This window comes from Sphingomonas sp. GW821-FHT03E12, from assembly GCF_059420685.1.
The window spans coordinates 92,890-108,796 of the sequence record NZ_JBWKUF010000006.1 but is presented as its reverse complement, the minus strand read 5'-3'; the positions used below and the strand labels follow the sequence as shown (position 1 = coordinate 108,796).

At 68.5% G+C, this 15,907-nt stretch carries 10 protein-coding genes; 5 read left to right on the top strand and 5 right to left on the bottom strand.

Annotation, left to right across the window (positions count from 1 at the left end):
* Window positions 1–21: 21 nt before the first annotated feature.
* The 5 genes from AC07TU_RS18520 to AC07TU_RS18500 are packed head-to-tail and all read right to left on the bottom strand — an operon-like array spanning window position 22 to window position 6,823.
* The gene (locus AC07TU_RS18520; RefSeq protein WP_495189407.1) at window positions 22–1,416 is read right to left on the bottom strand and encodes an HlyD family type I secretion periplasmic adaptor subunit; all 1,395 of its coding nucleotides are present in this window, start codon (window positions 1,414–1,416) and stop codon (window positions 22–24) included.
* Window positions 1,413–3,566, bottom strand: coding sequence for a type I secretion system permease/ATPase (locus AC07TU_RS18515; RefSeq protein ID WP_495189406.1), 2,154 nt, complete (start codon window positions 3,564–3,566; stop codon window positions 1,413–1,415). The genes AC07TU_RS18520 and AC07TU_RS18515 overlap by 4 nt, the downstream gene beginning before the upstream one ends.
* 26 nt (window positions 3,567–3,592) lie before the next feature.
* Complete coding sequence (locus AC07TU_RS18510; protein ID WP_495189405.1) at window positions 3,593–4,594, bottom strand: polysaccharide pyruvyl transferase family protein; 1,002 nt, start codon at window positions 4,592–4,594, stop codon at window positions 3,593–3,595.
* A complete protein-coding gene (locus AC07TU_RS18505) occupies window positions 4,591–6,072 on the bottom strand; it encodes a lipopolysaccharide biosynthesis protein (RefSeq protein ID WP_495189404.1) in 1,482 nt (493 codons plus the stop codon). Before AC07TU_RS18505 ends, AC07TU_RS18510 begins: the two co-directional genes overlap by 4 nt.
* Window positions 6,062–6,823 carry a glycosyltransferase family 25 protein gene (locus tag AC07TU_RS18500; RefSeq protein ID WP_495189403.1) on the bottom strand — a complete coding sequence of 254 codons (762 nt, stop codon included), beginning with the start codon at window positions 6,821–6,823 and terminating at the stop codon, window positions 6,062–6,064. Before AC07TU_RS18500 ends, AC07TU_RS18505 begins: the two co-directional genes overlap by 11 nt.
* A 225-nt stretch (window positions 6,824–7,048) precedes the next feature.
* Here AC07TU_RS18500 and AC07TU_RS18495 point away from each other — a divergent pair, with 225 nt between their 5' ends.
* The 5 genes from AC07TU_RS18495 to AC07TU_RS18475 are packed head-to-tail and all read left to right on the top strand — an operon-like array spanning window position 7,049 to window position 15,905.
* A complete protein-coding gene (locus tag AC07TU_RS18495; protein WP_495189402.1) occupies window positions 7,049–7,918 on the top strand; it encodes a glycosyltransferase family 2 protein in 870 nt (289 codons plus the stop codon).
* Window positions 7,918–8,871: a glycosyltransferase family 2 protein gene (locus tag AC07TU_RS18490; RefSeq protein WP_495189401.1), complete on the top strand. Its 954-nt coding sequence runs from the start codon at window positions 7,918–7,920 to the stop codon at window positions 8,869–8,871. Before AC07TU_RS18495 ends, AC07TU_RS18490 begins: the two co-directional genes overlap by 1 nt.
* Window positions 8,868–9,785 carry an endonuclease/exonuclease/phosphatase family protein gene (locus tag AC07TU_RS18485; RefSeq protein ID WP_495189400.1) on the top strand — a complete coding sequence of 306 codons (918 nt, stop codon included), beginning with the start codon at window positions 8,868–8,870 and terminating at the stop codon, window positions 9,783–9,785. Before AC07TU_RS18490 ends, AC07TU_RS18485 begins: the two co-directional genes overlap by 4 nt.
* Window positions 9,782–11,080: an outer membrane beta-barrel protein gene (locus tag AC07TU_RS18480; RefSeq protein ID WP_495189399.1), complete on the top strand. Its 1,299-nt coding sequence runs from the start codon at window positions 9,782–9,784 to the stop codon at window positions 11,078–11,080. Before AC07TU_RS18485 ends, AC07TU_RS18480 begins: the two co-directional genes overlap by 4 nt.
* A gap of 13 nt (window positions 11,081–11,093) precedes the next feature.
* Window positions 11,094–15,905, top strand: coding sequence for a hypothetical protein (locus AC07TU_RS18475; protein WP_495189398.1), 4,812 nt, complete (start codon window positions 11,094–11,096; stop codon window positions 15,903–15,905).
* Window positions 15,906–15,907: the final 2 nt, after the last annotated feature.

Here is a 15,907-nt window from a genome sequence, read left to right as displayed (position 1 = left end):
GCCGTCAGAGCAGGGAGAGAGCTAGCGTTCCCGCGCTGCGGTCGTGCGGATCTCGTCGATCGGGCTCAGCAGATATGAGGCAAGCGAACGCCGGCCGGTGCGGATGTCGGCGGTGACTGCCATGCCCGCGGTAAGGGGAACATTCGTACCGTCGCGTCGTATTGTTGCGCGGTCGAGGGTGACGCGGGCGGTGTAGATCAGCCCGCGCTTCTCGTCCTGTATCGCGTCCGAGCTGATCTGTTCGAGCCGGCCCGGCACTGCGCCGTAGCGCGTAAAGGGGAAGGCCTCGACCTTGAGCGCGACCGGCTGGCCGGCGCCGACGAAGCCGACATCCTTGTTGGCGATCGCCACTTCGGCGACCAGCTTCCCGCGCGCAGGCACGATCACCATGATCGGCTTGGCCGCCTCGACCACGCCGCCCACGGTGTGGACCGCGAGTTGGGTGACGGTGCCGTCGACCGGGCTGACCAGCCGCTGCAGGCTGGAGCGTTTCGTCGCCTTGGTCAGCTCTTCCTTGCGGAGCCGCGCGTCGCTCTCGGCCTTGGCAAGATCAGCGAGGATGCGAGCGCGCGCCTCGGCGGTGGATTGGCTCGAATTGCCGCCGGCTACCGCGATCTGCGCCTCCGCTTTGCGCGCGCTGGCGAGCGCGGCATCGCGGTCGCGCGCGGCGGCGAGGCGCTGGCGGCGCATCTCGATCACGCGCAGCTTCGAGACATAGCCTTTCTCCAGCAGCGTCTCGTTGGCGGCGATCTGTTCGTCGAGCAGGGGCAGGGTCTCGGTCAGCTTGGCTGCCTGGATCTGCGCCTCGGCGCGGGCTGCGCGGGCCGCTGCGGTGTCGGCGGCGCGGGTCCGCGTTCCAGCCTGGATCCCGGCTAGCTGGGCGCGGGCGAGCGCGACCTGGGTGGCGGCGACCTCCGCCGTGGTACCGGCGGGCGGCGTGAAGCGCAGGCCGTAGCCGTCAAGCGCCGAGAGGATGGCGCGGAGGCGCGCCGCGTCGAGCTGCGCGGCTTCCAGCGCCTTACCCGCCTGGGCAGTGTCGGCATCGGAGACGGTGGGATCAAGCTCGACCAGCGGCTGGCCGGCGCGGACGTTTTGGCCGTCGCGCACCAATATGGCGTGGACGATGCCCGCCGCGCCGGGCTGGATCAGCTTGACGTCGTCGGCGGGGACCAGCTTGCCCGGCGCGGAGGCGACGACATCGAGCCGGCCGAGCGTCAGCCAGAGCAGGGCGACGGCGAGAAGACCGAGCAGGACCCAGGCGGTGATGCGCGCGGTCGGCGAGACCGGGCGCTCGACCACTTCGAGTGCGGCGGGGAGAAAGTCGGTCTCTTCAGTGCGCAGAACCGCACGCGATCGCGCCCGCTCATTGTCGAGCGCGTCACGCACCGCAGTCCAGTGACGGGTGAACGCGTTCATGCCGCCGCTCCCGCCTGGACGCCGATCTGGCGATGATGGAGCGCGGCATAGCGGCCGCCGAGATGAAGCAACTCGTCATGTGTGCCGCTCTCGACGATATGGCCTTTATCCATCGTCAGGATGCGGTCGCACTGACGGATCGCGGAAAGGCGGTGTGCGATGATCAGCACGGTTCGGCCCGTAGCGATCGCCTTCAGATTGCGCTGGACGATCTCCTCGCTCTCGGCGTCGAGCGCTGAGGTCGCCTCGTCGAGGATCAGGATGCGCGGATTGGTGATCAGCGCGCGGGCAATCGCGAGCCGCTGGCGCTGGCCGCCCGAGAAATTGACGCCGCGCTCCTCGACGATCGTGTCGTATCCCTGGGGGAGGGCGAGGATGAAGTCGTGCGCGCCGGCAAGGCGGGCCGCGGTCATCACGCGCTCGATCGGCATGGCCGGATCGGCGAGCGCGACATTCTCGCGGATCGAGCGGTTGAACAGGATATTCTCTTGCAGCACGACGCCGATCTGGCGGCGGAGCCAGGCGGGGTCGATTTGGGCCAGGTCGACGCCGTCAACCAATACCCGGCCGGCGGCGGGGAGGTAGAGGCGCTGGAGCAATTTGGTCAGCGTCGACTTGCCCGATCCTGACGCGCCGGCGATGCCGAGCGTGGTGCCGGCGGGCAGGTCGATATCGATGTCCTCGAGCGTCCAGGGACCATCGGCGGCATAACGGAAGCGGACGGCCTCGAAACGGACATGGCCTTCGAGCGCGGGCAGGGTCGTGCGCGAACCGGCACCAGGCTCTGTGCCTGTGTTGAGAATGTCGCCCATTCGCTGGACCGAGAGGCGGACCTGCTGGAAGTCCTGCCAGAGCTGCGCCATGCGGATCACAGGGCCGGAGACGCGCTGGGCGAACATGTTGAACGCGACCAGCCCGCCAATGGTCAGCGCGCCGGCGATCACCTGCTGGGCGCCGAAGAACAGGATCGCGGCGAGGCTCAGCTTCGAGATGAGCTGCACCAACTGGCTGCCCGAATTGCCGAGGTTGATCACACGCTGGTTGGCGGCGCTGTACGCGGCGAGCTGGCGTTCCCAGCGATCCTGCCATTGCGGCTCGACCGCGGCGGCCTTGAGCGTCTGCATGCCCGAGACGCTCTCGACGAGCAGCGCGTTGTTGGCGGCGCCACGAGCGAACTTCTCGTCGAGGCGGCGGCGCAAGGGGCCGGTGACCACGAGCGAGACGATCACATAGGCAGGGAGGGTCAACGCGACGATGACGAAAAGGAGCGGCGAGTACAGCCACATCGCGACGAGGAAGACGATCGTGAACAGCGGATCGACCAGTACCGTCAGCGATGCATTGGTCATGAACTCGCGGACCGTCTCCAGCTCGCGGACCCGGGTGACGGTGTCGCCGACGCGGCGATTCTCGAAATAGGCGAGCGGCAGGCGGAGCAGATGGCGGAAGAGGCGGCTGCCCAGCTCGACGTCGAGTTTCTGGCTGGTCTCCGAATAGAGGCGGGTGCGCAGCCAGCCGAACGCGACTTCCCAGAGCGAGACCAGTACCAAGCCTAGCGCGAGCACCTGGAGGGTGGCGAGGCTGTTGTGGGCGAGTACCTTGTCGACGACGTTCTGGAAGAAAAGCGGCGCGGCGAGGCCGAGCAGGTTGAGCGCCAGGGTGATCAGCAGCACTTCGCCGATCAGCCGGCGATACTTGACGATCTGGGGGATAAACCAGGTGAAGTCGAAGCGATGTGCAGCGACCTGGGTGGTCTCGCGGGTGGCAATAAGGATGAGTTGTCCCGACCAGCGTGTCTCGAGCGCGGCGCGGTCCCAGCGCTCGATTTCTGCGCCGGGGCGCTGGACCGCGACGGCATCCTCGCCGGCCCTGCCGATCACGAACCAGCCCTCCGCGCCACTGGCCAATACCGGCATCGGCAGGCGGCGGAGCCGCTCGAAATCGCCGGTGGTGGCGCGGGCGCGGACGCCTTCGATGCGCATTGCCAGGCGCAACAGATCATCAGCTCCAGCCTGACCGGCATGGCCGAGCGCATGGCGCAGCTCCACCGGGTCGGCCGCGACGCGATGCATCGTGAGGATCAGCGCGAGGGCGGCGAGTCCGTTGTCGACGGGCTCCGGGGCGGAGTCGAAGGACAGGTCCTGCTTCACGGATCGCTCCTCTAGGTGCGGGCTCCTCAGCCGGCGACCATCTGCGGGGTGCGGCATGCCAGTGCGGCGGCGAAGCCCTCGGCCCGGCTGGTGGCGCGCAGCAGGCCGGCATAGTCGCCCGTCCACTGGTCGGCGAAACCGGCAACTTTGCCGTAGCTGTTGTCGAGCAGCACGTGCGGGATATCGAGCAGCAGCGAGAGGATATGTGCGTGCAGCCGATCGGTGACGACGATCTCGCCCGCCGACAGCATCGCCAGGCCGCGGCGGAAGCGCCATTCGGCGAGACGGCGCTGACGTGTGGCGCGTCGCGCCATCGGATCGAGGGTGAACAGGCGGTTCAACCTGAGCGAGAGGCGCAGATGGCGTTTCTGGGCGGGATCTTCCTCGAGCCAATCGTCGGCGATCACGCCCGGGAGCAGTGCATCGGGCTCGCTGGCGGCGCGCTCATGGTCGGTACGGAGCAGTGCGAAGACCGGTACGGTTGCGGAACTGCGCTGCTGGCGGCCAAGCATCAGTGCGGCGTCCGGGCAGAGATGGACCGGGCAGTCGAAATATTCCTGCGCGAAGGCGAACGAGCGGGCGTCGCGGACCAATAGAGTGAACCTGCCATGCGCGCGGATCGCCTCGGCCATCTCCCTTGCCGCTTCGGGATCGGCATAGTGGATCGACTCGGGCATCTGAATGATCGGGTGGCCGCGCTGGGTCCGGAGGAGGTGGAGGCGAAAAGCCTCGTGCTTCGGCCAGAGCGTGCCCATGTTTCCGCCGCCATGGATCAGGATCGGGCCGTCGCCGATCGCTGCGCGACAAGCGGCACCGTCGAAATCGGCGATCGCGGAATAATAGACCGGCAGACGTGCACGCTTCCGGAGATAGGCCATCTCGCCCAGCCAGATGGCGGAATCGCCGACATTGGAGTGATCGGGGAAATCGACCAGTGCGATGCGGCCCGCGGGCAGCACGCCGTCGAGCACCTGAGCAAAACGCTCGGCGAGTTCGCCGACGAGCTGATCGGCGGTCTTGGTGGTCATATCCGGCCCTTTCTTAGGCGTCTGGACAGGGACAGGAGGCGCTCGCGCCACGGCCGCGAGATGGTGAGCAGCAGAGCGGCATAGAACAGCCCGCCGAGCGTGGTGAGCAGGAGCAGAAGGCTCCAGCCCGCGAGATGTGTGTCGAGCAGCCGCATCGCGATCGCGAGCGCCACGCCCATCGCGGTGGAGGCGATCAGCGGCGCCCCGACTGCGCGCCAGGTATCGACCGGGCGGATGCCCGAAGCACGGCGGAGCAGCAGGATTTGCATCGGCAGCGTGAGATAGGCGCGCCCGACATAGGAGATGGCGACCGCGAGCAGGCCATGGGGCAGGGCGGCGAGCGTCAGGATCACACCGAGGACCAACTGCGTCGTCGACAGTGACATCAGGCTGCGCGAAGCGCCGAGTACGCTCAAGGAGGGCGAGGCGAAGAAGTTGAGCGTGAACGGCACCGCCATGAACGCGAAGATCTGCGCGAGTTGCCCGGCCTCGTGCCACTTTTCGCCGAACACGGTAGGGATCGCGATCGGTGCCAGCGCCCCGAACCCGACCAAGGCGGGGAAGGAGATGGTCGAAGCCTGGGCGATCATCCAGCGATAGGCCTGGCGCAGCTCGGCGGGATCGTCCTTGACGCGTGCCAGCGTCTGTACCGCGACCTGGGTGAAGGGCTGGATCGCGCCGCGGCCGATCAGCTCAACGGTGCGCCATGCGGTACGATAGACGCCGACCGCAGCGAGGCCGATGCCTGCGCCGATCGCCATCTCCTGCACGCGCACGGTCGCGAGGAAGACGAGCTGGACATAGATCAGGCTGGCGTTGATCATCAGGTTTTCGCGCAGGATCGGGACTTCGAACTTCCAGCCCGGTTTCCAGTCATAGGATGCGCGCGACAGGATCGTGCCGGCGATCTCGGTGACGAGGCGCTGGATCACCAGGCTCCAGAGACCAAGTCCGGCAAAGGCGGCGATCACCGCGCAGGTGCCGCCGATCAGGCCGCCAACCACGGATCTCAGCGCAGTCGTGCGGTGGCCGAACTCGCGCAGGCGAAGCGCGAGATGCGTGCCTCCGAAGGAGGAGATCGGCAGGACGAGGCTCATCACCGCGAGCGGCAGCGCGATCTCCGGCGCCCCCATCAGGTCGGCGATCGGCTGGGCGAGCGCGACGATGAGGACGGCGGAGAGGAAGGAGAAGCCCTGCTGCGAGCGATAAATGGTGTCGAGAAAGGCGGGCGTGATCTCGCTGCGTCGGGCGATCGTCTGGACGAGGCCGGCGGTGGCGATGATGCGGAAAGCCTCGGCCGTCACCGCCATCACCGCAAAGGCACCGATGTCGGCGCGCGTGAGCAGGCGCGCGAGGATGACGAAGACGATGAAGGAAAAGATCTGGTCCGACAGGAAGCGCATGATCGTCCAGCCGATCGAGCTGCGGCTGCGCGCGCGCAATCCGTCGTCGAAGCGGACAGGGGTCTCAACGTTCAAGCAGGCGCCTCGCTTTCAACATCCGCATCCGCATCCGCTCGACCTGGCGCCAGGCCCTTTGCCGGAGCGAATGATAGAGCGGGTCGCTCTTGGGCCCGAAGCGCGCGGCGCCGATGTCGGAAACGACCGCCGCCTCCAGGATCGGCGCAGGATAAAGAACGAGGTTCGGCAGGCCATGCGCCCAGCTGCGGTCCATTTCGTCGTCGATCGGACGGCGGACGCTGGCGCAATGCGCGGCCAGCCGGCGAGCGCCTTCCAGCGTGATCACATAGCCCTGGGTGCCATAGGCCGGGCCGACCAGCTCGACGATCGTGCGTGAATGCTGGAGGAAGTCACGCCGCACTACGCGCTGCCAGGTGGGCCGCTTGGCGTAGAGGCGCAGATAGTCGATGCCGAGCGCGCGGAGGTCGGTGCGGGCGAGCGACTCAAGATAGGCCCAGTCGACCACCGTGTCGTCTTCGAGCACGATCGCCTGGGCGATGCCGCGCGCGACCATGTCCTGCCAGATCGAGAAATGACTGGCATAGCAACCGATCTCGCCCCGGCTCATCGGCCGGCCCTTGTTCCGGCGGATCGCCGGCTCGTCGAGCGTCATGCCCGGTGCGGCGCCGGTGCACGCATCGAAGAAGCGCCAGGCGAGCGAGGTGCCCGCCGCACGCGCGGCAAAGGCGGCGCGACGCGCTTCGGCGGTTTCGAGCGACACCACCAGAATTTCGGCGGCGTCGCCCATTTCGGGTAGCGACTCACCCATAACGCACACGCCTCCAGCTCACAGCCGCTGCATTGCTTTTGCAGCGCAGCAATTCGCAATTGTCCGGCGGGATCATTGGTAGCGTTCAATGCCTGGAGAGCGAAGGCATTCGCGGCTCCGGTCGTCGGAGCAAAGGGGCGATTCAGCTTTCGCACCTGCGGCATATGGTTGACCCGGGCGCCGCCACAGGCTGTCTGATCGCGACTGCACTGAACAGGCGTATCTATGTTTGAAGTAGCCGTCGTCATCCCGGTCTGGAACGGAGAAGCGGTCATCGCCCGCTGCCTGGACGCGCTCGCCCGGCAGACGCTGCCACGCGAGCGGTTCCAGATCATCGTTGTCGACAATGGATCGAGCGACTCCACCGCCGACATCGTGCGCAGCTATCCCGGCGTCGAACTGCTCGAGGAAAAGCGTCCCGGCTCCTATGTTGCGCGCAACCTGGGGATCGGGCGCGTGCAGGCGCCGGTCACGGCCTTCACCGACGCCGATTGCACACCCGCCCCCGACTGGCTCGAACAGGTGCTGCGCGCGGCGGCGGCGAATCCGGGCTTTGGCGTGCTCGCCGGCAAGATCGAGCTGTTCGATGAGATCGCGCAGGAGCGCGAGGTGTTCGGTGACTATGAGCGGCTGTTCAGCTTCCCCCAGGCGCATGCCGCACGCGGCAATTGCGCCACCGCCAACTGGGCGAGCCCGACAGCCCTGCTCCGCACGCTGGGCGGGTTCGACGCGGCGCTCAAGTCCGGCGGCGACCGGCAAATGGCGTTGCGCATCCGCGATGCCGGGTACCCGCTGGTCTATGTGCCCGGAATGGTAGTGCGCCACCCGGTGCGCGCGAGCCGGGCGGAGCTGATCCGCAAGCGCCAGCGGTTGAGCGGCGGACGCTGGGACCGCACCGCGCGTCGGCCGCGGCTGGCGCATGTTCTGGGCGTCACCGCGGTCGACACGGTTCGGCGGCTGCGCCGCGCGGCGATCTCGCGCGAACTCTCGTTGCAGCGGCGGCTGGCGGTGATGCTGCTGACGCTGGAGCTCGCCGGGGTGGCGGTGCGCGAATTCCTTCATCTCGCCGGGGGGCGAAAGGCAGCTCGAGACTGATGACCACACCCCGTTTCTCCGTGGTGATGCCGCTCTACAACAAGGCCGGGCATGTCCGCACCGCGATCGAGAGTGTGCTTGCCCAGACGATGCCCGCGCACGAGATACTGGTGATCGACAATCGCTCGACCGATGGCGGGCGTGAGCTGATCGCCGGGCTTCGGCACGAGCGGATCACGCTGCTGGACCTGCCGGCGCCGGGCCCCGGCGGCTATGCCGGGCGCAACCTGGGCATCCGTGCGGCGAGCGGCGACTGGATTGCCTTTCTCGACGCCGACGATCTGTGGTTGCCCGATCATCTCGCGGTGCTGGCCGACGGCATCGCCTCTGATTCCGGCGTGTGCGCCGCGACGACTCGATTCGACCATGTCTTCGCCGATCGCAGCCAGAAGCAGCGGATCGCGCGGACACTGGAGCAGCCGGTCACGCTGGACCTCGCCGGGTTTCTGGAGGCTTGGCTGGCGGTACGCGAATGCCCGATGTGGACGGGCGCGATCGCGATACGGCGTGACACATTGTTCGATGCTGGACTGTTTCCCGAAGGCAAGGCGGTGCGCGGCGGTGACAAGGATCTGTGGCTGCGCGTGCTGGCACAGGGGCGGCTGCGCTACGACCCAGCGGTCACAGCGGTGTTTCACCGCGATTCCGAGAACAAGGTCAGCAAGTCGACCACCACGCTGGGGCTGCCCTGCCTGGTCGATACCGCGCGAGGGATGATCGCCGGGGCGGATCCGTGCGAGGCGGCGCTGTTGCGGCGGCTGGTGAACCAGGAGATCGCCCATTACGCGCGCTATGCGATGAAGCATCCGGGCCGGACGGAGATTGGTCTGGGTGACGTCTATCTGCCTGAAGGGGCCGGCACCGCGGCGCTGTTGATCGCCGCCAAGCTGATCCCCGCCCCGCTCCGGCAATCCGGCCATGCCCTGCGCAATCGGCTGCTCGCCCGCGCGTGAGGCTGCTCCGCAGCCTTGGGCGCCTGCTGATCGGCGGGGGCTGTATCGCCGCGTGGCTGGCACTGGCGGGGATGTGGGTAGCGTCGCTGGATATGCTGGCGTCGTTCCTGCCGGTGTTCGGCCTGGCGATCCTGCTGGGATTGCCGCTGGCCTGGCGGCCGGGGCGATGGACGATTGTCGCCGCGCTGCTTGGCCTCGCGCCGGTGGCACTGCGCGTCGCCCCCGAGCTGATCCGCGAAGTCCCGATGGCGCGTCCGGGGGCGGCGCAGGTCCGCATGCTCACCCACAATGTCTGGCAGCGCGACACCAGCCCGGCCGATACCGCGCAGGCGATCCTGGACGCCCGGCCCGATGTGGTGATGCTCCAGGAAGTGGACGGCAGCTTCCGCCCGATGCTTGCGGCGCTGCGTCAGCATCTCGCTTATGGTACGGCCTGTCCGCCGGGCTGCGATCTCGCCATCCTGTCGCGCTGGCCGATCGCCGACAGCGACTATTTCCTGAAGGACCGCGCGGGCCGCAAATTCGGTCCGGCCTTGCTCTGGGCGCGGATCACCGGTCCGGACCAGCAGCCGTTCACCGTGGTGACGCTCCACTATCCGCGGCCCACGTCGCGCGACCAGGCGTTGCGTCGGCGGGCCGTGGCGCAGGCGCTGGCACGGATCGATCGCGGCCCGCTCATCGTTGCAGGCGACATGAATCTCACACCCTGGGCCGCGGCGATGGACGCGCAGGATCGCGCGTTCGCGCCGCTCACGCGCATGACGCGCGCGCTGCCGAGCTGGCCGCGCACCTTGCCCTTTCTGCCGATCGACCATCTCTATGCCGGGCCGGACTGGGGGCTGGTGGCAGCAGAGCAACTGCCGGCGACCGGTTCGGATCATCGCCCGCTGCTGGTCACACTGGGGCGCCGGTGAAGCGCGCCACGCTCCTTGCGCTGCTCGGCAGCTGCGCGGTCACGGCGCCTGCGCTCGCCCAGCAATCGGATGCGACCGACGGACTCGGCTCGGTCACGAGCGAGAATCCGTTCGGGCGCGACCGCAACGTCAGCGTGCTCGAGCGGCGGCGGCCCGACTACGCGCCCGAGCCAATCCGTATCGGCACGGTCGAGCTGATGCCGCGGGTAGCCATCGGCGCCGGTTATGACGACAATCTCTATGCCCAGCCCGGCGACCGGATCGGGGACGCCTATCTGCGCATCCGTCCCAAGCTCGCGCTGGTGCGCCCATCGCCCGATCTGAAGCTGTCGCTCGACGGCGAGCTGGACCTGCTGCGCTATGCCGATCGCGCGAGCGAGAACGCGACCCAGTACACCGTGAACGCCGGCGCGCTCTACACGATCAGCAAGTCGGACACGCTGAACCTCACGCTGCGCAACGGGCGGTACAGCCAGGAACGCGTCTCGCCCGATTCGCCGACCCAGGCGTCGCGCCCGATCCGCTTCGCGCTGAGTGAGGGAACGGCGGCCTATACCCATGTCTTCAACCGGCTGCGGGTGCGCGGCGTGTTCAATGTCGAGAACCGCAACTATGCCGACAGCGTGACGCCGGACGGTACGCCGATCGACCAGGATTTCCGCGACCATACGACCTATACCGGCACCGCGATCGGCGAATATGCGCTGAGCCCCAGCATTGCGCTGTTCGTGGCGGGATCGCTCAACCAGCGCGATTATCGCGAGCGGACGGGGCCGGTCCCGGCGCGCGATTCGAGCGGGTTCGAGCTGGCGGGCGGCGCGAGTTTCGAGCTGGGGCGCAAGGCGCGCGGGGCGCTGCGGCTCGGCTATATGCGCCAGGACTATAAGCCTGCGCAGTTCGACGACATTTCCGGTTTCCTGGTGCGCGGCGAGCTCGCCTATTTCCTGACGCCGCTGGTGACGATCACCGGCACGATCGACCGCGGCATCCGCGAGACCGGCGTCAATGGCGCGACCGGCTACCTGGCCACCAACATGACGTTGCGCGCGGACTATGAGTTGTTGCGCAACCTGATCCTGGGCGCGGGCGTCGAGCTGGAGAAGCGCGACTTCAACAATATCGACCGGCAGGACGATCGCTGGACCTGGCGCGCCAGCGGTTCCTACCTGGTGAGCAAGCGGATGGCATTCCGGCTCGACCTGCAGCGGCGCACCCAGTCGAGCTGGGGCGGGACGCCGGGGCGGCGCTTTGCGGACGATCGGATTTCGGTGGGGGTGACTTTTTCGGGCCTATGACGGGAGCCTTGCCATGCCTACCCTCTACATCTCGCCGACCGGCAGCGGTTCGGGCGACGGCTCGAGCGCCGCGAATGCCGCGACGCTGGAGGATCTGCCGCAGCTGATCGCGGCGGCGGGGCCGGGCGGGCAGGTGCTGCTGCTCGCCGACCGGGGGGCCTATACCGCGCCGGCCGGAGCGCTGGCGATCGTCGCGGGCGGCACGGCGAGCGCGCCGGTGACGATCCGCGGGGTCGATAGCGCGGGCAATGCGATGGCGGCGACGATCACCGGTACCAGGGCCGAGCCGTTCGATCCGGCCAGTCCCTCGGGCGAAGAGGTCTTCCGGCTGCTCGGCGGCGCGAACAATCTGCGCTTCAGCGATCTTGCCTTCGAGAATGTCGGCACGGCGTTTCGCGTCGGGGCGGACCTGGGCAACCTGACGATCGAGCATGTCGATGCCGCGAACGTCGCGCGCTTCTTCGACAACATGGTCTCGGGCGCCAACGCCAGCGCGTCGATCACCGGGCTCACGATCCGCGATGTCGCGGTGAATGGCTATTCCAAGGGCGCGATCCGTATCCAGTATGACAGCAACAACGTGCTGATCCAGGATGTGCGCGGGGACAGCCAGTTCCAGGACGGCGACAATTTCGCGATCGGCGTCCACATCACCGGCACCGCGCACGACGTGACGATCGATCGCGTCGCGATGCGCAACGCGCTCGACACGGTGAACGACTATCGCAACGGGGACGGGTTCGCGACCGAGCGCGGCACCTACGACATCACGCTGCGCAACGTGATCGCCACCGGCAACAGCGATGGCGGGCTCGACCTGAAGAGCGACAACATCGTTGTCGACGGTGCGATCGTTTCGGGCAATGGCCGCAACATCCGGCTGTGGGGCACGGGCGCGCAGCTCAGCAATATCGTCAGCCTCGACGCGGGTGCGCCGCTGGCGGGCGGCAATCGCGAGCATATCTGGCTGGCCGAAGGCGCCAGTGCGACCATCGACGGGGCGTTCTTCTCCGACCCCGGCTCGCCGACCTTGTTCAACCTCGCCGAGCGAAACGGCGCGTTGACGGTGCGCGATTATGGCCTTGCCACTGGTGCGGGCACGGTGATCTCGAAGAAGGGCACCGGGTCGGTGCTGACCCTGGACGGGCAGCACGTGGTGGTCGCGGCCGGGACGGCGGGCGACGACCTGATCGGCGGAACGGCCGAGGCGGATGCCCTGCTGGGCGGAGCTGGCAATGACATGCTGGTCGGCAATGCCGGCGATGATGTGCTGGTCGGCGGTGCGGGGGCGGACATACTGGCCGGCGGCGCGGGGCGCGATTTGCTCAGCTATGCGGGCAGCACCGCCGCGGTGCGGGTCGATCTGACACGGCTCACCGCCAGTGGCGGCGATGCCGCGGGCGATCTGTTCGACGGGTTCGAGGATGTCGAAGGCTCGGCCTTCGCCGATGTCCTTGCGGGGGATGTCGGGGCGAACCGGCTGTTCGGCGGTGCGGGCGACGACGCGCTGTCGGGCGGTGCCGGCGATGACATGCTGGACGGCGGCGCGGGCGCGGACCTGCTCGACGGCGGGGCCGGGATCGATCGGGTGGATTTTGGGAGCAGCGGTGCCGGCGTGGTCGTCGACCTCGCCAATGGCGCGGCGAGTGGTGGCGAAGCGGCGGGCGACCGGCTGATCGGGATCGAGGCGGTGGAGGGCTCGGCCTTTGCCGATACGCTCTCCGGCAGCGAAGGTGCGGACTGGCTGGGCGGCGGCGCGGGCGACGACCGGATCGACGGACGCGGCGGCGACGATCTGCTGGTCGGCGGTGCGGGAGGCGACATGCTGATCGGCGGCGCCGGGTTCGACAGCGCGGATTATTCGGGCAGCGGCGCTGCGGTCACGATCGACCTTGTCGCCGGCACCGGCAGTGGCGGCGACGCCCAGGGCGACCGCCTTCAGGGGATCGAGCGGCTGGTCGGTTCGGGCTTTGGCGACGTGCTGTCCGGCGACGGCTTGGACAATGTGCTGATCGGCGGTGCGGGCGCGGACCGGCTGGCCGGCGGTGGCGGGATCGACACCGCCGACTATTCGACGAGCGGCGCGTCGGTGAACGCGGTGCTGGGCGGCACCGGCAGTGGCGGCGATGCCCAGGGCGACGTGCTGGCGGGGATCGAGAATCTGGTCGGCGGCGGCTTTGGCGATGTGCTGGTCGGCGATGGCGCGGCCAATATGCTGTCGGGCGGTGCCGGGGACGACCGGCTCGCAGGCAAGGGCGGGGCGGACCGGCTCGACGGTGGAACGGGTGTCGACACTGCCGACTTTTCGACCGGTACGAGCATGGTGACCGCGGACCTTGCGGCCGGCACCGCCTCGGGCGGAGTGAGCCTCGTCGCGATCGAGGGCCTGATCGGCTCGGCATTCGACGACGTGTTGAGCGGCGATGCGGGTGATAACCGGCTGACCGGCGGCAAGGGCGCGGACCGGATCGACGGGCGCGACGGCCTCGATACCGCCGACTATTCGGGGTCGACGGCGGCGGTGCAGGTCGATCTTGCCCTGGCGGTGCAGGCCGGCACCGGCGAAGCGGCGGGCGACCGGCTGACGAGCATCGAGGCGCTGCTCGGCTCGGCCTTCGACGATGCGCTGACAGGTGTGGGCGGTGCCGAGGCGCTGTATGGCGGCGCAGGCGCGGACCGGCTCGAAGGGCGCGGCGGCGACGATCTGCTCCAAGGCGGTGCGGGCGCCGATCTGCTGATCGGCGGGGATGGTGTCGATACGGTCGACTACAGCGCCAATGCGAGTGGCGTTTCGATCAATCTCCAGACCGGCGCGAGCAGCGGCGGCGATGCCGAGGGCGACCGGTTCGACGGGGTCGAGCATTTCATCGGCACCGGCTTCGCGGATACGATCATCGGCGACGGGGCGGACCAGATCCTGGTCGGCGGCGCGGCGGGCGACCGGCTGGACGGCGCCGGCGGTTTCGACATGGCAGTCTATTCGGGCAGCGCCGCCGGCGTGAAGATCAACCTCGCCACCGGCGCCGTGTCGGGCGGCGATGCGCAGGGCGACAGCCTTGCCGGGATCGAAGGATTGGTCGGCAGCGCCTTCGCCGACACGCTGACGGGTGACGCAAACGCCAACCGGATCGAGGGCGGGGTGGGCAACGACACGATCGACGGCGGCGTCGGCGCAGATGCGATGATCGGCGGCGCGGGCGACGACTCCTATGTGGTCGACAATGCCGGCGACCAGGTGACCGAGACGGTTGGCGGCGGGCTCGACATCGTGCGCACCAGCCTGTCCTCGCTGACCCTGGCCGATGGGGTCGAGGACCTCAGCTATACCGGCGGCGGCGCCTTTTCGGGTACAGGCAATGCGCTCGACAACAGTCTCTACGGCAAGGCGCTGAACGATGCGCTCTACGGCCTTGACGGCGACGACAAGCTTGTGGGCGGTGCGGGCGCGGACCTGCTCGACGGCGGCGCGGGGCGCGATCAGGTCGACTACACCAAGTCCGCCGCGATTACCGTGAACCTCGTCACCAACCTCAATCGCGGCGGTGAGGCCGAGGGAGACCGGCTGATCGGCATCGAGACCGTGATCGGCTCCAACTATGCCGACAGCATCACCGGCAGCGACGATCTGCTGGCCGGCGATATCCTCTACGGGCGGGGCGGCGACGATCTTCTGTCCGGCGGCGCCGGCGACGACCAGCTCGATGGCGGCAGCGGCAACGACGTGATGCGCGGCGGCACGGGCAACGACCTCTATGTCGTCTATGAGACGGGCGACCAGGTGATCGAGGCGGCGGGGGAGGGGCGCGACCGCATCCGCACCGCCGCGACCAGCTACACGCTCGGCGCCAATATCGAGGAGCTCGTCTATACCGGCACGATCGGCGCGACGATGACCGGCAATGTGCTCGATAATTTCATCGTCGGCAGCGGGGGTGAGGATCGGCTGAACGGCGGCGACGGCGCGGATGTTCTGCGCGGCGGCGCAGGCGGCGATCTGCTCGACGGCGGCGCGGGATCGGACACGGTGGAATATGCGGGCTCGCTCGGCGGGGTGCTGGTCAATCTGCGCGCCCAGACCGCGACCGGCGGCGACGCGATGGGCGACCGGCTGATCAGTATCGAGAATGCGCAGGGCTCGGCCTTCGCCGATGTCCTGCTCGGCAGCGCCGGCGCCAATGTCCTGACTGGCGGCGAAGGCGACGACGCGCTCTCCGGCGACGACGGCAACGACACGCTGCGGGGCGGCACCGGCGCCGACCGGCTCGACGGCGGCAAGAACGAGGATGCGCTTTACGGTGAGGATGACGGCGACACGCTGTACGGCGGCCAGCAGACCGACCGGCTCTATGGCGGCGCAGGCAACGACCTTCTGGTCGGCGACACCGAATGGGTTTCTTCGGCCGCTGCCAGGGATACGCTGGATGGCGGCGACGGCGACGATATGCTGGTTGGCGACGGAATGAGCATGACGGCGACCGGGGTCGGCGGCGCGGACACGCTGATCGGCGGGCTCGGCAACGACGTGCTGGTCGGCGATGCTGTGAACATGGCGGCCGGCGCGCGTGGCGGCGCGGACAGGCTGACCGGCGGCGGCGGGAGCGACCGCTTCGTCTTCGCGCGCGGTTCGGGTGCCGACGAGATTACCGACTTTACCCGCGGCGGCGCCGAGGCCGACCGGATCGATCTCAGCGCCTTCGATATCGCCTATGAGGCACTGCGCTTCACCACGAGCAGCGCGGGGGTGACGATCCAGCTGGGCGGCACCGACACGATCTTCGTGCGCGGCGTTACCGCGCTCGATCAGGCGGACTTCTTGTTCGGCTGAGC